This window comes from Paenibacillus sp. FSL R7-0189 (assembly GCF_037969925.1).
Lineage (GTDB): Bacteria > Bacillota > Bacilli > Paenibacillales > Paenibacillaceae > Paenibacillus_AQ > Paenibacillus_AQ odorifer.
Map to the genome: position 1 here is coordinate 3,913,927 of NZ_CP150223.1, position 19,208 is coordinate 3,933,134.

Annotated in this window: 16 protein-coding genes; all 16 read left to right on the plus strand. The window is 45.8% G+C overall.

Translation table 11 applies throughout. From position 1 onward, the window contains the following. The first annotated feature begins 12 nt into the window (after nucleotides 1–12). The 16 genes from MKY63_RS16995 (at nucleotide 13) to opp4B (ending at nucleotide 19,205) form a co-directional block, all read left to right on the plus strand. Nucleotides 13–2,193, plus strand: coding sequence for a bifunctional (p)ppGpp synthetase/guanosine-3',5'-bis(diphosphate) 3'-pyrophosphohydrolase (locus tag MKY63_RS16995; protein WP_036677643.1), 2,181 nt, complete (start codon nucleotides 13–15; stop codon nucleotides 2,191–2,193). A gap of 21 nt (nucleotides 2,194–2,214) precedes the next feature. Continuing rightward, nucleotides 2,215–2,658, plus strand: coding sequence for a D-aminoacyl-tRNA deacylase (gene dtd / locus MKY63_RS17000; RefSeq protein WP_036677641.1), 444 nt, complete (start codon nucleotides 2,215–2,217; stop codon nucleotides 2,656–2,658). A gap of 134 nt (nucleotides 2,659–2,792) precedes the next feature. Continuing rightward, complete coding sequence (locus tag MKY63_RS17005; RefSeq protein WP_155288183.1) at nucleotides 2,793–2,948, plus strand: hypothetical protein; 156 nt, start codon at nucleotides 2,793–2,795, stop codon at nucleotides 2,946–2,948. 150 nt (nucleotides 2,949–3,098) lie between these two features. Continuing rightward, nucleotides 3,099–3,608, plus strand: a complete 510-nt coding sequence (locus MKY63_RS17010) for a type 1 glutamine amidotransferase domain-containing protein (protein ID WP_036677639.1) — start codon at nucleotides 3,099–3,101, stop codon at nucleotides 3,606–3,608. 48 nt (nucleotides 3,609–3,656) lie between these two features. Then, nucleotides 3,657–4,106 carry a hypothetical protein gene (locus MKY63_RS17015; RefSeq protein ID WP_036677637.1) on the plus strand — a complete coding sequence of 150 codons (450 nt, stop codon included), beginning with the start codon at nucleotides 3,657–3,659 and terminating at the stop codon, nucleotides 4,104–4,106. A gap of 366 nt (nucleotides 4,107–4,472) precedes the next feature. Further along, nucleotides 4,473–4,610, plus strand: a complete 138-nt coding sequence (locus MKY63_RS17020; RefSeq protein ID WP_155288182.1) for a hypothetical protein — start codon at nucleotides 4,473–4,475, stop codon at nucleotides 4,608–4,610. Nucleotides 4,611–4,802: 192 nt separating this feature from the next. Next, complete coding sequence (hisS, locus tag MKY63_RS17025) at nucleotides 4,803–6,056, plus strand: histidine--tRNA ligase (protein WP_038572981.1); 1,254 nt, start codon at nucleotides 4,803–4,805, stop codon at nucleotides 6,054–6,056. A gap of 55 nt (nucleotides 6,057–6,111) precedes the next feature. Next, on the plus strand, nucleotides 6,112–7,896 hold the full coding sequence (aspS, locus tag MKY63_RS17030) for an aspartate--tRNA ligase (RefSeq protein WP_038572979.1): 1,785 nt from the start codon (nucleotides 6,112–6,114) through the stop codon (nucleotides 7,894–7,896). 61 nt (nucleotides 7,897–7,957) lie between these two features. Further along, nucleotides 7,958–8,713: a tRNA threonylcarbamoyladenosine dehydratase gene (locus MKY63_RS17035; RefSeq protein ID WP_036677632.1), complete on the plus strand. Its 756-nt coding sequence runs from the start codon at nucleotides 7,958–7,960 to the stop codon at nucleotides 8,711–8,713. Between the two features lie 238 nt (nucleotides 8,714–8,951). Next, nucleotides 8,952–10,250, plus strand: coding sequence for an NCS2 family permease (locus tag MKY63_RS17040; protein WP_036677630.1), 1,299 nt, complete (start codon nucleotides 8,952–8,954; stop codon nucleotides 10,248–10,250). Between the two features lie 1,212 nt (nucleotides 10,251–11,462). After that, the gene (locus MKY63_RS17045) at nucleotides 11,463–13,646 is read left to right on the plus strand and encodes a UvrD-helicase domain-containing protein (RefSeq protein WP_076214761.1); all 2,184 of its coding nucleotides are present in this window, start codon (nucleotides 11,463–11,465) and stop codon (nucleotides 13,644–13,646) included. A 391-nt stretch (nucleotides 13,647–14,037) separates the two neighbouring features. Beyond that, nucleotides 14,038–14,319, plus strand: coding sequence for a CD3324 family protein (locus MKY63_RS17050; RefSeq protein WP_036677625.1), 282 nt, complete (start codon nucleotides 14,038–14,040; stop codon nucleotides 14,317–14,319). A gap of 295 nt (nucleotides 14,320–14,614) precedes the next feature. After that, nucleotides 14,615–15,919 carry a replication-associated recombination protein A gene (locus MKY63_RS17055; RefSeq protein ID WP_036677622.1) on the plus strand — a complete coding sequence of 435 codons (1,305 nt, stop codon included), beginning with the start codon at nucleotides 14,615–14,617 and terminating at the stop codon, nucleotides 15,917–15,919. 380 nt (nucleotides 15,920–16,299) lie between these two features. Then, complete coding sequence (locus MKY63_RS17060; protein ID WP_036677618.1) at nucleotides 16,300–17,316, plus strand: ABC transporter ATP-binding protein; 1,017 nt, start codon at nucleotides 16,300–16,302, stop codon at nucleotides 17,314–17,316. Further along, nucleotides 17,303–18,238: an ATP-binding cassette domain-containing protein gene (locus tag MKY63_RS17065; protein WP_036677615.1), complete on the plus strand. Its 936-nt coding sequence runs from the start codon at nucleotides 17,303–17,305 to the stop codon at nucleotides 18,236–18,238. Before MKY63_RS17060 ends, MKY63_RS17065 begins: the two co-directional genes overlap by 14 nt. A gap of 4 nt (nucleotides 18,239–18,242) precedes the next feature. After that, nucleotides 18,243–19,205 carry an oligopeptide ABC transporter permease gene (gene opp4B / locus MKY63_RS17070; RefSeq protein WP_036677612.1) on the plus strand — a complete coding sequence of 321 codons (963 nt, stop codon included), beginning with the start codon at nucleotides 18,243–18,245 and terminating at the stop codon, nucleotides 19,203–19,205. Nucleotides 19,206–19,208: the final 3 nt, after the last annotated feature.

Here is a 19,208-nt window from a genome sequence, read left to right on the forward strand (position 1 = left end):
GATACGACGAGAATGGGCATTGAGCGATTAATTGATAAGGCTGGCGCCTATATAAAAGATAAAGATCTTCTCCGCATCCGGGAAGCTTATGAATTTGCCGATCAGGCTCATCACGGGCAGATCCGCAAGTCGGGGGAGCCATACATTCTGCATCCGCTGGCGGTGGCAGATATTGTCGTCAATATGCAAATGGATGTTATATCTATTGTTGCAGCGCTTTTGCATGATGTGGTGGAAGATACGACGGTCTCACTGGAACAAATCCGCGCTAAATTTGGCGATACCTGCGCAATGCTTGTTGACGGCTTAACGAAGCTGGAACGCATTCGCTTTCGCTCAAAGGAAGAGCAGCAGAACGAGAATTACCGCAAAATGTTTATTGCTATGGCTCAGGATATCCGGGTCATTGTCATTAAACTGGCGGACCGTCTGCATAATATGCGAACGTTAAAATACCAATCTGAAGAGAGCCAGCGCCGTATTTCTTATGAGACGTTGGAGATTTTCTGTCCTGTAGCTGACCGGCTGGGGATTTCCGCGATTAAGTGGGAGATGGAGGATATTGCGCTTCGTTACTTGAACCCGCAGCAGTATTACCGGATTGCTAATCTGGTGCATAAGAAGCGGGCTGAACGTGAGCAATTTATCGACAGCGTAATTGGCCGTATTCGTGCCAAGCTGGATGAAATGGGCATTGAAGGTGATCTTTCCGGCCGCCCGAAGCATATTTACAGTGTTTATAACAAAATGAGCACAAAAAACAAGCAGTTTAATGAAATTTATGACCTGCTGGCCATTCGTATCATTGTGGATAATATCAAGGACTGTTATGCAACCCTTGGAATTATTCATACCTTATGGAAGCCAATGCCGGGGCGTTTTAAAGATTATATAGCTATGCCAAAAGCCAATATGTATCAATCTCTGCATACTACTGTGGTAGGACCAGGCGGAGAGCCTACTGAGGTGCAAATTCGCACCTGGGAAATGCACCGCACGGCAGAATACGGGATAGCCGCACACTGGGCATACAAAGAAGGCAGCAGTAATAATGCTAATCCGGAGAATCGGATGCCTTTCTTTCGCGAAATATTGGAGCTGCAGCATGAAGCTAAGGATGCCGAAGAGTTCGTAAAATCACTGAAAATGGATTTTTTCTCAGACCTCGTGTTTGTATTTACTCCTAAAGGTGAGGTTATCGAGCTTCCTGCCGGTTCTGTGCCTCTTGACTTCGCGTTCCGTATTCATACAGAAGTGGGCAATCGTACAATTGGTTCCAAGGTGAACGGGCGGATCGTGCCGCTTGATCACAAGCTGAAGACGGGCGATATTGTTGAGATTTTGACGTCTAAGCATTCTTACGGACCTAGCCGTGACTGGCTCAAAATTGCACAATCCTCTCACGCAAGAAGCAAAATTAAGCAATGGTTCAAAAAAGAAAAACGTGAGGAAAATGTCGAAAAAGGTCGCGAAGCGATTGAACGTGAGCTGAAGCGCCTGAATGTCGAAGTTTCCGAGTGGATTTCTGATGAAAAACTATTGGAAGCTGCGAAAAAATTTGCCTTTAATGATGTAGAGGATATGTTGTCTGCCGTTGGTTTTGGTGGGATTACCGCTTCGCAAATTGCCTCCCGCTTGACGGAGAAGCTGCGCAAGGAGCAGGAAGAAGCTGCTAATCACTTGGAGCTTACTTCAGAGATGAAGGAGATCAAGTCTTCCGGCGAGAGACGTAATCAACCTACCAATGGTGTTAGTGTAAAAGGAATTGAAAACTTACTTGTTCGTTTTGCACGATGTTGCAACCCGGTTCCGGGTGACGACATTGTAGGTTATGTTACACGGGGCCGGGGCGTATCTGTACACCGCCAGGATTGTCCTAACATTCCGGGTGAAGGTGACGGAGAAGAAGCAGCTAGAGTGATTGAAGTGGAATGGGAAGGCACGATGGAAGCAAACTACAGTGTGGATATTGAGATTACAGGCCATGATCGCAATGGACTGCTCAATGAAGTACTGCAGGCAGTGTCCGAGAGCAAAACGAACATTTCAGCGGTCACTGGGCGCTCTGACAAGAATAAGATGGCAATGATTCATATGACCATCCTTATTCGTAATACGGAGCATCTGCAATCCGTTGTAGATAAAGTGAAACGAGTCAAAGATGTATATACAGTGAATCGGATCATGCAATAAGGCAAGGAGCGAAGTAGTGCGATGAGAGTTGTAGTACAGCGTTGCAAGGACGCCAAAGTAACCGTGGATGAGACAGTGACCGGAGCGATTGGCAATGGCCTGATGCTGCTTGTCGGCGTTACCCATGAAGATACGGAGAAGGATGCCAAATATTTGGCGGATAAAATAGCTGGACTGCGTATTTTTGAAGATGATGCTGGCAAAATGAATTATAGTGTCACGGATACTAACGGAGCTATTCTTTCAGTGTCCCAGTTTACTTTATACGGAGATTGCCGTAAGGGAAGACGGCCGAATTTCATGGGAGCTGCAGCTCCTGCGGAGGCCGAGCGTCTTTATGATTATTTTAATCAAGAGCTTAGAGCTGGAGGTCTTCAGGTGGAGACGGGCATATTTGGAGCGATGATGGATGTGTCGCTGACCAATTGGGGCCCAGTTACTCTCATTCTGGATAGCCGCAGCTAACGAAATAGAGGATGTCGAAGATTGCTTCTGGCCGGAGCTAACTTTCGACATCTTTTTTTTATGCGGATAGAGCTTCTTCGGGCTGGATAAACTAAATGCAGGCAGATATCACGCATAAGGCAGGGAGTTTAAGAATGAGACAATCACAGAAGGCATGGGTATGGAGAAGTATCCCGGCACTACCGGCTGGGAGTCCTATGGAAGCCTGTGCATTAGCCAAAAAGCTAGAAGGCGAGACCGAACCATTAGTAATCAAAGGAAGAAGCCGCAATCTCTTGCCGCGTACCTGAAGCGGGTGGAAAAGGCGGCTTTTTCGGTGTTGTGAATGAAGCCTTTTTTCCGATTAAAGGTTAGAAAGCATCCTCATAAGGGTAATAGACCACAAGAAAGAATAATTAGAACATCATTAATTGCTAAAGACAGAGAGGAGAAACTATTACATGAGTAACGTTGCTTTCTTACTGGCTAATGATTTTGAAGATTCTGAAATGAAGGTTCCTTATGATGAAATTATAAAGGCAGGACATCAAGCTGACATTATTGGTTTGAAAAAAGGGGAGACCTTGCTAGGTAAAAAGAAAGAAGTCTCCTACGCAGCAGACAAGGCGATCGCCGATGTTCGAGCAAGTGATTATGACGCGATTGTCATCCCGGGTGGTTCTTCCCCCGAGAATTTACGGCAAAATGCCGATATTTTGAAGTTTGTAAAAGAAGCAAATGAAGCAGGCAAGCCTATCGCCTCTATTTGCCACGGACCGCAAATTCTGATCAGTGCAGACTTGCTTAAGGGACGCACCATTACCTCTTATCCTCCGCTGAAGGATGATGTTGTGAATGCCGGCGCGGAGTTTAAGGATGAGGAAGTAGTGGTTGATCGCAATTACATTACTTCGCGTACACCAAAAGATGAGCCTGCATTTGTTCGTGAAATATTGAAGGTCCTGAAATAAATAAGCAATATTTAAATTAGAGTCTTATAATCCAAGGAGGTAATGGCAATGAGCAGAAAAATCCAAGCGTATTTCAGAACTGAAAATGAAGCAGAAGGCGCAAAAACAGCATTGATTAGCTATAAGGTGGATGGCTTGGAGGTTTGGCCACTCACGGACCCTATCGGCAATGATCGTAATATTCTGTTTCCAATCATTCCACTGGATAGTGCATCTGTAGTCGCAGGCACAACTGGAACGCTTGGAACGGCTAGCACACCTGCAGCTGGAGCTATGCTGGTTCCTGGCATTGCCGCCTCCGACACTCGGGCTGACCCTGAAACGCATTATAGTGTGAATGAAGATCAGGTTAGTGCGAACGTGGCAGAAGGAGATCTCGAAGATGGGGATTTAAGTGAACTTCGTTATGTGATGGAGCTAAGTATAGCAGAAGAGAATTATAATGAAGTTGTGGAAATCCTCCGGGGCAAAGGGGCTTATGTTGAACAATTCGAATAGTATTCTATTAAAAATAAACCGCTTTCATGGAATGTAATATAATCGTAATATTACGTACATGATTCCTTAATATAGCGTGTTTATAATAAAGGCATGACCCCCTTTTTAATAATATATGATGATGGACCTGCAGCATTCGGCTGCAGGTCATTTTTTTGTTACAATATAATTGCTGAATAAAAAACTCGGAAGCTGTCAAAATTTATACTAGGCATCCTTTTTACTACCTTGACTTTAATGCAGTAGTTCAGTAGAATATTAACAATATACGATTTTATCATATGGTTTTGATGACGGGACCAAGTAATTCGAGAACCCACAACTCCAGAGAAGAATCCCTTGTCGATTCGGATGACATCTACTTAAGTGGATGATGAACCGGTATCGCTTGGCTGCAAGGATTCTGTTGATGAGCGAATGAATGACCTCCCCGAGAACGTACGGCGAAAGTGGGCAGTGTTGATTGCCGCGATCAGTAGCCGTTTACGCGTAGGCGGGCGTTAACCGCTTTGAGCGGCTTCAGTATATTTTTACTGATCCGGAATGTGGGTGGTACCACGTGGTGTATTATTGGTTATGATAATCCCTCGTCCCTGTTTTTTTATAAAACAGGGCGAGGGATTTTTTGCTTTTTCTGCAATAGAAACAGATGAAGAGAACAGCTTTAGAGGGGTTATTTTTTAGGAGGGATAGACTGTGGCTAAAGAAAGATTCGAGAAACCAACAGGAACGCAGGACGTGCTTCCGGGTGCTGTGGAGAAATGGCAGTATATTGAGGGGAAGGCCAGAGATTTATGCCGCCGTTTTAACTACCGGGAAATTCGCACACCTATGTTTGAGCACACAGGGTTATTCGAACGTGGAGTAGGCGAAACAACGGATATTGTGGAAGGCGAAATGTATACGTTCAAGGACAAAGGCGACCGTGATTTGGCTCTTCGTCCAGAAGGAACGGCTGGTGTCGTGCGGGCTTACGTTCAGAACAAGCTATACGGTGAACCTGATGTAAGCAAGCTGTATTATATCGGACCTATGTTCCGTTATGAGCGTCCGCAGGCCGGAAGATATCGCCAGTTCCATCAGTTTGGGATTGAGGCGTTTGGGGCCGTGGATCCGGCTATTGATGCAGAAGTAATCTCTATGGGCTATCAGTTCTATAAGGATCTAGGTCTTAAGGATGTAAGAGTGGAGCTTAATTCCGTGGGTAATGCACCAAGCCGTGCGGCTTACCGGGAGAAGCTGCTGGGATTCCTTAGACCGATGAAGGATAACCTCTGTAGTGACTGTCAGCGTCGAATCGAGCGTAATCCGCTTCGTGTGCTGGATTGCAAGGTGGATCAGGATAAATTTACAGATGCCCCTTCTATTTTGGACAGTTTGGATGATGAATGCATAACTCATTTTGAGAAGGTTAAGATGCATCTCGACATTATGGGTGTAGAGTTCACGATTAATTCTCGTCTTGTACGTGGTTTGGATTATTACACGCATACTGCGTTTGAATATAAAGCAGCTGGCATTGGCTCTATTGATACCGTAGGCGGCGGAGGCCGGTACAACGGTTTGGTTGAAGAAATCGGTGGACCGGATCAACCGGGTATTGGTTTTGGGATCGGGCTGGAGCGTATTCTTCTTATTCTGGAGGATCAGAAGGTAGAGCTGGAGACTGCGAAGCCACTGGATGTGTATTTTGTAGCTCTTGGCGAAGAGGCTGACATTGAAATCTCCAAGCAGCTATACTTTCTGCGTAGCCAAGGGTTCTCGGCAGAACGCGACTACCTCGGCCGGAAGATGAAGGCGCAGATGAAGTCAGCTGACCGTATGTCGGCACGTTATACTGCGATTCTTGGCGAAGACGAGCTGAAGAATGGTGTAATTGCGCTGAAGTCGATGAGCACAGGGGAACAGCAGACTGTGAAGCTCGAAGAGCTGGCTCAGGCGTTGGTATAGAAGAAGACTTTTTAAGTAGAAATGTATTTTTAAATAAAAAGGGGAATGGTGAATTATGCAAAGAAGTCATAACTGTGGGCAATTAACACCAGAACATATTGGACAAACGGTAACCTTAAACGGATGGGTCCAGACCCGCCGCGACCTTGGGGGCGTACTTTTTATTGACCTGCGTGACAGAAGCGGTATTGTGCAAGTTGTATTCAACCCGGACTACTCCGGCGAAGCACTGCAAATTGCGGATAAGGTTCGCAGTGAGTATGTTTTGGCTGTCAAAGGAAAAGTGGTTAAACGTGATGAAGAAACTATTAACCGCAATCTGCCAACAGGTGAGATTGAAGTTCAAATTACAGATATCGAAGTGCTGAACGCTGCTAAGACTCCTCCATTCTTCATCGAAGATGGAGTGGAAGTAGACGAATCTCTTCGTCTGAAATATCGTTACCTGGATCTGCGTCGTCCGGAAATGCAAAAAACACTGTTGCTACGCTCGAAAGCTTCTAAGATTTTCCGCGATTTCCTTGACAGTGAAGGATTTATTGACGTAGAGACACCAATCCTAACTAAGAGCTCACCGGAAGGTGCGCGTGATTATTTGGTGCCAAGCCGTGTGCATGAAGGCGAGTTTTTCGCATTGCCTCAATCTCCACAAATCTACAAGCAGCTTTTGATGGTGGGTGGCGTTGAACGCTATTATCAAATTGCTCGTTGTTTCCGTGATGAAGATTTGCGTGCTGACCGCCAGCCGGAATTTACACAAGTGGACATCGAGACTTCATTCCTGTCTCAAGATGAGTTGCTTGGCATGATGGAGAACCTAATGCAGCGTTTGTTCAAAGAAACTGTAGGAGCGGATATTCAGCTTCCATTCCAACGTTTGACTTATGCTGAGGCAATGGGCAAATACGGTTCAGACAAACCTGACCTGCGTTTTGGATTAGAGCTTGTAGAAATGAACGATATTGTTGCAACAAGTGGCGTAAAGGTATTTGCTTCTGTGATCGAAAAGGGCGGAGAAGTGAAATGTCTAAATGCTAAAGGCTGCGGGACTTGGACTCGTAAAGAAATCGATGATCTCGGACCTTATGCTGCGCGTTATGGAGCGAAAGGTTTGGCTTGGATTCAAGTGAAAGACGGCGAGTTCAAAGGGCCGATTGTCAAATTCTTCACTGAAGAAGAAATTGCCGCTGTGAAGGAGCGTACAGGCGCTGAAGAAGGCGACCTACTGTTGTTCTCCGCTGATACCAAAAAGGTTGTAGCGGACGTTCTAGGTGCCCTTCGTGTCAAAATCGGACGTCAGCTGGGTCTGATCGACGATAACGTGTTCAAGTTCGCTTGGGTGACTGACTTCCCATTGCTTGGTTATGATGAAGATCAGAAACGTTATGTAGCAGAACACCATCCGTTCACTCGTCCACGTGAAGAGGATCTGCATCTGTTCGACACAGATCCAGGTGCAATTCGTGCACAAGCCTACGATATCGTTCTGAACGGTTATGAAGTAGGCGGTGGCTCCATGCGGATTTACAAACGTGAAGTACAGGAAAAAATGTTCCAAGCTCTCGGCTTCACAGAAGAGGTTGCTTACGAGAAGTTCGGTTACCTGATGGATGCGTTCGAATATGGTACACCTCCACATGGTGGTATTGCCTTCGGTTTAGATCGTCTAATCATGCTGTTGGCGGGCCGTACAAATCTGCGCGAAACCATCGCATTCCCGAAAACGGCAAGTGCAACGGATCTGCTTATGGATGCACCTGCACCAGTAGACGGTTCACAATTGGAGCAACTGCATATTAAGCTGGCTCTTAAACCAAAGAAAGAAAAAGAAAAAGAATAATTAAATAAAGCGGGCGAGGCAGATTTCTGCTTCGCCATAGCTTTTGAAGGAGGCTGACCTCATGCTGCATCAGTTCTCACGTACGGAACTGGCGATCGGACCGGAAGGTCTGGAGATTATGAAGAACAGCACAGTAGCGGTACTTGGTATCGGCGGTGTTGGCGGTATGGCTGTTGAGGCATTGGCTCGTAGCGGGATCGGCAGACTGATTCTGATTGATAAGGATTCTGTCGACATTACCAATGTGAATCGGCAGATTCACGCACTTACTACTACGGTTGGGCAAAAGAAGGCCGAACTGATGGTGGATCGCGTGAAGCTGATTAATCCGGAATGTGAAGCGATTGCGCTGAACATGTTCTATACGGAAGAAACCTATGAGGAACTGTTCAAGCTGAAACCGGATTATGTGATTGATGCCTCGGATACGATTATCTACAAGGTCCATTTGATTAAAGAATGTCTGTCACGTGGAATTCCTATGATCTCAAGCATGGGCGCTGCCAACAAAATGGATCCTACAAGATTCCAGGTAGCGGACATTTCCAAGACAACGTATGATCCGATTGCCCGTGTCATTCGCCAGAAGCTGCGTAAGGATGGGATTAAGAAAGGCGTGAAGGTGGTCTTCTCTACGGAGCCGCCAATGAAGCCACGTCAGGATGTTACGGACAAGATTGTTCCGGAGAATGCGCCGGATCGACGTAAAGCGAAACAACCGCCAGCCAGCAATTCATTTGTTCCACCGGTAGCCGGCCTAATCATGGTCAGCGTTGCCGTGCGTGATTTGCTTGAGGCTGGAGGCGTCAGCTTGTAAGTGAATCGCTGAGCTGAGGCTGTTTCAATTATAGTTATAGGATTAGAGTAATGGACAAAAGGGCGAGTAGCTGGAATCCGGCTGCGTACGCCCTTTTGTTGTCGTTAACAGGCGGGCTCTGCAATAAGCAGGCCATAAATAGGCATAATAGCTGAACCGGGATGAACGGCTGATTATAAGATTTATAATCCGGGTAATATCCGCCTGCGGAACTTAATATCAGTGGAGGTTTTTGTACATGAAATCGAATTTTTGGCGAAATAGTGTGGGGCTTGCGCCTGAGAATGACTGGAAACGGGAATGGGCTGCAGGGATTCTCTCCTATTTTGCTTCAGTTTATATTGTTATGGTGAATGCGACGATTCTCCATGACGCAGGGATGCCGCTTAGACCGGCAATGGTGGCTACACTATTGACCGCAATTACCGGCTGTCTGCTGATGGCTTTTGGCGGGAAGACGCCTATCATCGTGGTTCCCGGGATGGGGATTAACGCATTTTTCACTTATACGCTTGTTCATTCCATGAAACTGGACTGGAGAGAGGCACTTACTGTAGTCGTTATAACAGGCGTGTTATTCGCTATCGTGGCCTTCACATCACTTTATCGTATTCTTAGTGAGGCAATTCCCCAAAACCTGCAGCATGCCATTACAGTGGGTATAGGGCTGTTTCTGACTTTTATAGGGCTGCAAAAGAGCGGGATAGTGATTGCCCATCAGACTACTTTTGTTGCCATAGGACATTTTAGTGATCCTGCAGTTATTACATCCTGTGTGACTTTATTGCTGGCTTTAGTGTTATTTATCCGGGGAACTAACGGCGGCCTGCTGATAAGTATGCTGGTTGGTACAGGACTAGCCTATCTTCTGGGAGCTGCACATGCACCGGAAAAACAAGCTTCAGGGCATGTATTCTCAGGTTATGGCGGCCTATTTTTCGGAATGGACTGGAGCGGTATTGTGAGCCTTGTGTTCTGGATTGCTGTATTCCTGTTATTGTTAATCGTTGTATTTGAAAATATCGGTCTTGTAGCCTCACAGACGATGATGGCAGGCCGTCCAGAACGCTTCAAAAGCAGCCTGCGTGCGCTCTCGCTTGCCAATATCGCCGCGGGTCTTTTCGGAAGCAGTCCAGTCGTGGCCGCTGCAGAATCCAATGCAGGAATAGCTGCGGGCGGGCGTTCGGGTCTCACCTCGCTGGTGACAGGGCTTCTATTCGGGGCGACCTTCTTATTCCTTCCGTTGTTATCCTATATTCCCGATAGTGCGATCGCACCGATCCTGATTGTGATCGGCGGACTTATGGTACAGAATGTGCGTGAGATGGACTTGAGTGATTTGACCGAGCTGTTCCCGTCTTTTCTAATCATGGTTATGATTCCATTCACCTATAGCATTGTGGATGGTATGGCTTTTGGTTTTATTACCTACCCAATTGTGAAGCTGGCGCTGGGCAAAGGGAAGGAAGTGCCACCTGCGCTGTATGGGATTGCTGGTTTGTTTGTAGCTAACTTTATTTTGCAGGCTGTGCTATAGTGCGGCATCCAGTTTCTTTAATTGCGAGGGAACTGTTGTTCACTAATCAGCTCTATTAGCCAGCGTTGAAATCAAAGGTATAAATACCGTAGATTGGAGCCAAATGCGTGCGAACGCCGAAATTAAAGGTATAAATACCGTAGATTCGAGCTAAAAGCGCGTAGACGCCGAAATCAAAGGTATAAATACCGTAGATTGGAGCTAAATGCGCGTAGACGCCGAAATCAAAGGTATAAATACCGTTGATTGGAGCTAAATGCTCGTAGAAGTCGAAATCAAAGGTATAAATACCGTAGATTGGAGCTAAATGCGCGTAGACGCCGAAATCAAAGGTATAAATACCGTTGATTGGAGCTAAATGCTCGTAGAAGTCGAAATCAAAGGTATAAATACCGTAGATTCGAGCTCAATGCGCGTAGACGTCGAGATCAAAGGTATAAATACCGTAGATTCGAGCCAAATGCGCGTAGACGACGAAATCAAAGGTATAAATACCGTAGATTGGAGCTAAATGCGCGTAGACGTCGAGATCAAAGGTATAAATACCGTAGATTCGAGCCGAATACGCGTAGACGACGAAATCAAAGGTATAAATACCGTAGATTCGAGCTCAATGCGCGTAGACGACGAAATCAAAGGTATAAATACCGTAGATTGGAGCTAAATGCGCGTAGAAGTCGAAATCAAAGGTATAAATACCGTAGATTGGAGCTAAATGCGCGTACACGACGAAATCAAAGGTATAAATACCGCTGATTCGAGCCGAATACGCGTAGACGTCGAGATTAAAGGTATAAATACCGTTGATTCGAGCCGAATACGCGTAGATGTCGAAATCAAAGGTATAGATACCGTAGATTCGAGCTAAAAGCGCATAGACAAAGAAATCAAAGGTATAAACACCGTTGATTGGAGCTAAATGTGCGTGTACGCCGAAACCAAAGGCAAAAATGCCTTTGATCCGAGCTAAATGTATGTAAGCGCCGAAACCAAAGGCAAAAACACCTTTGGTGTGTCCTAAATATTCGACGCTTGTGCGAGCTAAGGAGCACCAAAGGGTTTTAGGTTGGAGAACTTATAAGTTTAGTCAAATCATTTGAAAGATTTGGTATTTAGGCGCTGATTGTGCTACAATGGGTATCCTTTTGCGTGAGAAATGGGCGTAGGAGCATGAAAATTTAAGCTCGATAAACTTTTAGGAGGTAACTGAAATTGGAAGACAACTTTCAAAGTGCCTATCAAGAGGAAGAAGACAGGCTGAATCAAGCGCTTACTGAAATTGACACTTTGCTGGAGAAGCTCCAGCAGACACCAGTGTACACGGGACATGACTATACGGAACAGGTGCTGGAAGCGAACCGTGATCAGAAGCGCAAAGATCTTGCCAAGCTTAGGCAGGAGCCTTATTTCGGACGGCTTGATTTTCAAGGCAATGATGAGAATGAACGGAAGGCACTCTATATAGGCAAAATCGGCGTAGACCGTGAGCAGGTAAGCGACCGTCCGCTAGTCATCGACTGGCGCGCACCGGTAGCAAGCCTGTTCTATTCGTTTACCGGCGGTACCGAGCCAGCCTCCTATGAAGCTCCTGAGGGATTGATAGAGGGGCTGGTATACCTCAAACGCAACGTCGTGATTCGGAAGCAAATTCTGGAGCGGGTCGCGGATACGTACAATCGGGAAAGCGATGCACCGATAGTATCAGATGAGTTTCTCGTCTATCGACTTGGGGAGAATAAGGATAATCGCCTACGGGATATCGTATCGACCATACAAGAGGAGCAGGACAAGATTATCCGTGCTGCCAAGAATACAGCGCTGATCATTCAGGGCGTGGCAGGAAGCGGTAAAACAACCGTTGCACTGCACAGGCTTGCTTTTCTGCTGTATCAATACAAGGATCAGGTTTCTGCGGAAAAAATGATCATTTTTGCACCAAACCGGATGTTTTTAGATTACATCTCGGATGTATTGCCTGAGCTCGGGGTAGGTAATATTGCTCAAAGTACATTTCCGGATTGGGCAGCTAATGTACTAGGACTGGAATTGCCGGAACAGGATGCGACGGAGACGATGAACCGCTGGTTCGAAACCCTTGGGGGCATGCCGGTAATTACAGAAGAGACACCAGGGCGCTTCAAGGGTTCCACGGTGCTGATGGGAATCATAGAGTCCAGCATCAAGCTATTGGAAAGCAGCTCTGTACCTGAGGGTGATTTTAGCCCGTGGGAGGGTGCGGTGCTGCGCCGTTTTATGATTTTGCGCTGGCATAATGAGGAGTATGCTCCCTATCCTCCAGCTAAGCGCAAGGAACGGGTAATGGCGCGGATTCATCGCTGGATTGAGATGGAACTGAAGAAGAGCCCTTCAGCTGCTGCTATGAAGGATCGCAAGAAAAAAGGCGCGCAGCGAGAGAAGGCTTATAGTGCCAAATGGCCTAAATATGATCCATTAACGATCTATAAGCAAATTTTCCGAGCAGCTAAACTTCCTGAGGATTGGCCGATTGAACCGCCTGAGGAAATTCCGGCAGCTGTACTGAAGGAAACGGCAAAAGAGCTGAAAAAAGGCATCATACGTGAAGAGGATTTACCTCCGCTGCTGTATATCCATTATCTTTTGAACGGTGATGAGGGCGTTACTCGCTTTGACCATGTAGTAATCGATGAGGCTCAGGATTTTTCACCTTTCCAAATTGCCGTTCTGGATTTATATGTGCGAGGCCATTCCTTTACGATCCTGGGTGACCTCTCGCAGGGTATACATGCCTATAAAGGCGTACACGCGTGGGAAGAGATGCAGACGTTGTTTGCCCCTGAGAACACGGCTTATCACGCGCTGACACGCAGCTATCGTTCTACTATGGAAATTATAGACTTCGCTAATGGAATTCTATCTTCAGGTGTGGAGAGCTCATTGCTGGCTGTTCCTGTGTTTCGTAGTGGAGATCCCGTGCGTATGATCGCCTACGGTGAGGATAACGGGGAACTGGTGGCTGATGAGCAAGCTCGCTTGCGGACAATAACCTCTGCACTGAAGTCTCTGTCAGGAAGGGAATACCGTACGGTGGCTGTCCTAACAAGAAATCTTCATGAGGCTGCAGAACTATATGCGGAGCTGGCACAGCATTTTGAAGATATTCATCTGATTGATGGCAGTATGACCCAATATCAGGGTGGGCTATCGGTGCTGCCTGTCTATTTATCAAAAGGTTTGGAGTTCGATGCAGTGATCTTAGCAGATGCCGATCAAGACCATTACGGGGCGACGGCTTGGGACGCGAAGCTGATGTATGTCGGCTGTACACGTGCTCTCCATGAGCTGTGGCTGCTCCATAATGGGGAAGTTCCTTCCTATGTGCAAACGGCGGCTGGAAGCGATTCTGAGGGGGAGTAAGACTGGTGGAGAATGGTTATAACTGTTCTTGGTCTTGTAACTCCCCCATAGGTATGGCTTAATAATAAGTGTCCGGCCGGGCAAGAACACTTCTGGAAGGAGGCTGATTGAAATGATTTCAGTATACGAGGTGGTTTCCGTTTAAGACGGAAACCTGCTTAAAGCGAGGAGGCCTTATGGCCTCCTTATTACTAACATAAGAAGTACCACACTTATCCATAAGAACGAAATTTATGAAATCGAATGTAGACGCTACCAAAAGGTTTTTATATAATGAAATTACGGATTTTTCCAAATATGAGGAGAAGAAAGGAGGCAGGTGACGTGATTATAACTAAAAACTTAGTTGACCGACGCATAGGGACACACCTGTTGAAGGAGGAAATGCAAGTTGAGTTATGTAAATGGGAAGGATGTGCTCCCCCCTGGCTTGCTCGAAGAGCTTCAGGGATACATCCAAGGTGAACTGCTCTACATCCCAAAGAGGACGGAAGAGCGGGTTCGATGGGGCGAGAACAGCGGTTCGAGGAAAGAAATAGCGAACCGGAACAAGGAAATTTTCAGTTGTCATCGAAGCGGTGATTCCGTAGCGGAACTTCAGAAGAAGTACCATCTATCGGAAGAAAGCATTCGTAAAATCATATCAAAAATGCGGCTGGCAGTAAATTGCTAGCTTGCAATTCAAGCATAAACGCCTTTGGCGTCCCTATAAGGACGGTAAGCGTTATGCGAGAAATCATAAGGATAAAGTATAGCGTGAAACCTATACTTTCTTATATTTTGAAAAAAGAGCATGGCTCCCGCCTTTCTAAGACGAGATCATGCTCTTTTTATTTTGGCGTAAAATAAGTCTATGCTGATACTGTTACCTTGAACCGGCAGGACATCCTAATCCTTCCCTGTGATATGGTATGATAGAGAGGGATTTATATTGAGCTTTTACAAGAATATAGCAAGGAAGTGGAGTTATGGATTTATTTTCTTTCGGAGAGGACACCGGGGGCGGACGGCTGCTTGCGGACCGGATGAGACCGGAGAATCTTGATGAATATATTGGTCAAGAGCATATCATAGGTCGGGGGAAGCTGCTGCGAAGAGCGATTGAGGCGGATCAAGTCTCTTCGATTTTGCTCTATGGTCCCCCGGGATGCGGTAAGACGACACTCGCGCATATTATTTCTCATCACACACAAGGGGAATTCGTACGTCTGAATGCGGTGGAAGCTACCGTGAAGGATGTACGGGAGGTTATTGAGCGAGCTCAGAACAATCAAACATTGTACGGCACAAAGACGATCCTGTTCCTGGACGAGGTGCATCGATTTAATAGCTCACGCCAAGATGCGCTTTTGCCAGCGGTAGAAAAAGGGACCATCACCTTCATTGGAGCGACTACAGAGAACCCGTTCCATTATGTTAATGGGGCGCTTATGAGCCGCTCCACCTTATTTCAGCTGGAGGCATTAACGAGTGAACACAGTCTGATCGCGATGCGCAGAGCCTTGGCGGACAAAGATAAAGGTCTTGGATTTATGGAGCTTCAGGTCGATGAAGAGGCTTTGTTGCATATTGCAACTATGGCTAATGGAGACATTCGCCGGGCACTAAATGCGCTGGAGCTGGCAGCCCTGACTACCGCGCCGCAAGTTGATGGAAGTGTTCATATTACGCTGGAGGTGGCGGAGGAATCCATTCGGCGCCCCATTGTGAAGGCTGATGAATCTACGCAGTATGATGTGCTATCCGCTTTTCATAAAAGTATCCGCGGTTCCAGCGACGCCGCGTTGTTTTGGTTTCTGTATGCGGTAGAAAAGCTTGGAATGGACCCTATGACTTTTATTCGGCGCCTGATTGCAGCCAGCAGTGAGGATATCGGCCTGGCTAATCCCCAAGCTATGGTTCAAGCGGTGAGTGCGCTGGATGCTTATCGAAACAATGGTTGGCCAGAGGCGAAGCTGAACATTGCCCAAGCTATTCTTTTTGCCGTGGAGAGTCCGAAGTCTAATGCTGTGGTTATGGCTATTTCCAATGCAATGGCAAGTATGGATGAGATCAAATCAGCGGAGGTACCGCTGCATCTGCGTGATACGCACTATAAAGGCGCAACTGCGTTAGGGCATGAAGGATATCAATATCCGCACAATTTTCCGGGGCATTATGTAAAGCAGGAGTATTTGCCTAAGGAGATTTCTCAGCGTGTTTTTTATCAAGCAACTGAGCAAGGCAACGAGATTAAGATTCGTCATAATCAAAAGCTTCGGCGGGAGCAGTAACCCAGCTAGCGACTGTAATACCTTCCAATTTCATGCTGGAAAGCAAAAGATTTTAACTTTCAGACGAACTAAATAATTCCCAAAAAAAGGCGGCCTAGAGCCGTTTTTTTGTTGCCTACGTTACTTTTAATCACATCGATTGAAAATTTTTTATAGGAAAAGATTGATAATTTACCATAAGTTAATTAAAATGAACTACAAAGTTACGAGATGTTCATTTTTATTTCCGATTGAACTACTGGTAGTATTCTTAATGGTGTTAATTATCATTACATTGGTTATTTCAAAATGTTTCATGAAAATCAACACTATTTATATCAAAATTTACATAATATTTTCATTGTGTTAATTTTGAAATCCTTGTCGTTAGGGTGATGAATATGGGCGAAGAACTACTAGAAATCAAAAATTTGTCGACATCGTTCAGAATTGCAGACGACTATTATGCTGCGGTTGATGATGTTACCCTGTCTGTTCGCAAAAATGAAATTCTGGCTATCGTTGGAGAGTCTGGTTCAGGAAAAAGTGCGCTCGCCTTTTCAATTATGGGGCTGCACACCAGAGCCAAAATTGACGGACAAATCAAATACAAGGGCCAGGACATCGTTACCATGTCTCCTGCTGCACTAAACAAGCTGCGCGGCCAAGAAATGTCTATGATTTTTCAAGATCCTTTATCCGCTTTAAACCCGCTAATGATCATCGGCTCACAGATTGAAGAAGTACTTATCCTACACGATTCCAAGCTTTCTAAGAAACAGAGAAAAGAGAAGGTCATTGATCTTTTGACCAAGGTTGGAATTTCCCGTCCCGAGCATACATATCAGCAGTACCCCCACGAATTATCCGGTGGCATGAGGCAGCGGGTGGTTATCGCCATTGCGATAGCCAATGGACCCAAGCTTTTGATCGCCGACGAACCTACTACAGCACTAGATGTGACTATCCAATTACAAATCCTTGAACTTATTAAAAAATTAAAAAACGATATGGAAGCAGGCATTATCTTAATCACTCATGACTTAGGGGTTGTAAGCGAAATGGCTGACCGTGTTGCGGTGATGTATGCCGGACAAATCGTCGAAATCGCAGATATTTTTACGTTGACGTCTAATCCGAAACATCCGTATACGAGATCCTTATTAAACTCCATTCCAACGGCAAAAGAAGAGAAATCCAGATTGCATGTGATTCAGGGGATTGTTCCACCACTGCAAAACCTTCCGCGTAAGGGCTGCCGTTTCTCGGCACGGACGCCTTGGATTCCTGAATCGGAGCATGAGGAGAACCCACAGCTGCATGAAGTCGCACCCGGACATTTCGTTCGCTGCACCTGTTATAACAATTTCCATTTCCCTGATACTAACGAGGAGGCAATCCACAATGGGACTTCTTGAGGTTAAAAATTTAGCAGTACATTTTCCGATCCACGGCGGTGTTTTTCGAAGGGAAGTTGGCGTAGTTAAGGCTGTCGATAATGTTAATTTTACCATTGAAGCTGGGCAAACCTATGGTCTGGTTGGTGAATCTGGTTCCGGAAAGACGACAACGGGTCGCGCGATTATAGGTCTTAATTCTATTACTAGCGGCAGCGTGATTTTTGAAGGGCAAGATTTGGCCTTGAGGGGTGTACGTAAGCAAAGAAATGTCCGCAAAGACATTCAGATGATCTTTCAGGATCCGTACTCTTCCTTAAATCCTAAGAAGCGTGTACTCGATATTATTGCAGAACCGTTGCGTAATTTCGAAAAAATGTCTCCAGGGGAAGAAAAACGCCGGGTGCAGGAATTGCTTTTACAGGTAGGCTTAAGTCCTGAGAACATCCTGAAATATCCGCATGAATTTTCTGGCGGCCAGCGGCAGCGGATCGGAATTGCCAGAGCAATTGCACTCAAGCCAAAGCTTATTATTGCTGACGAGCCGGTATCTGCGCTAGATGTCTCAGTACAGGCACAAGTGCTTAACTTCATGCAGGACATTCAAAAAGAGCTGAATCTTACTTTTCTATTTATCAGTCATGATCTCGGGATCATCAGGCATATGTGCGATCACATAGGGATTATGTATAAAGGACGACATGTGGAGCAAGGGACTGCTAAAGATATTTTTGACAATCCTCAGCATATTTATACCAAACGACTCATTGCCGCCATTCCTGATATTGATCCGAAACAGAGAGAAAAGCAGACGGAGTTTAGAAAATCAGTAAGCAAGGAATATGAACAAGCGCACCGGAATTATTTTGATGAAGAAGGCATGGCTTATCCATTAAAATCAATTTCCGAGACTCATCTGGTAGCCTTGCCTGAGAAAGGTTGAGAATATGTGGAAGATTATCGTTCGTAGAATTCTTATAATGATCCCTCAAGTAGTTCTATTAAGTATTCTTGTTTTTCTTATGGCGAAGGCGATGCCTGGTGACGCACTTTCAGGAATGCTTGATCCGAATATTGACCCGGCGGCCATTGATGCGATGAGAGAAAAGCTCGGTTTAAATGATCCATGGTACATCCAGTACTGGGATTGGATCACTAAAGCGATACAAGGGGATTTCGGCCAGTCCTTCCGTTTCAAAATGCCGGTCTCAGAGCTAATCGGTCAACGCCTGATGAATACCCTTTGGCTGGCCATTGTTACGCTGATTCTTACATACCTTATTGCTATCCCGCTTGGTATTACCAGCGGACGTTATAACGATTCGTGGCTGGATCGCTTGATAACTGGCTATACCTATATTGGATTTGCTGCACCGTTGTTTATTTTTGCACTCTTAATGGTATGGGTTTTCGGATTTCATTTTCATTGGTTTCCTACCAGCGGCAGTGTCAGTCCCGGGGAAGTTCCAGGTACACTAAGTCACTTCTGGAGTAAATTCTACCATCTGCTTCTGCCTGCGCTATCTATGGCGCTAATTGCAACGGTTGGGACCGTACAATATCTGAGAAATGAGATCATTGATACGAAGCAAAAAGATTTCATTCTCACTGCTAGAGCTAAAGGGGCTTCGGAGTCACGCGTATACAATCGTCATATTTTGAGAAACTCCTTGCTGCCGATCGCTGCATTTTTTGGATATGAGATCACTGGGCTAATCGGTGGTACGGTGTTCGTTGAAACGATCTTCAGCTATCCAGGAATGGGTTTGCTGTTTCTAAGTTCGATAACGATTCGGGATTTCAGCGTGGTAACAGCTCTTGTTCTTCTGTATGGGGTTGCTTCCATCGTCGGTGCGTTGTTATCAGACATTATTTTAAGTATCGTAGATCCTCGTATCCGGATTAAATAAGAA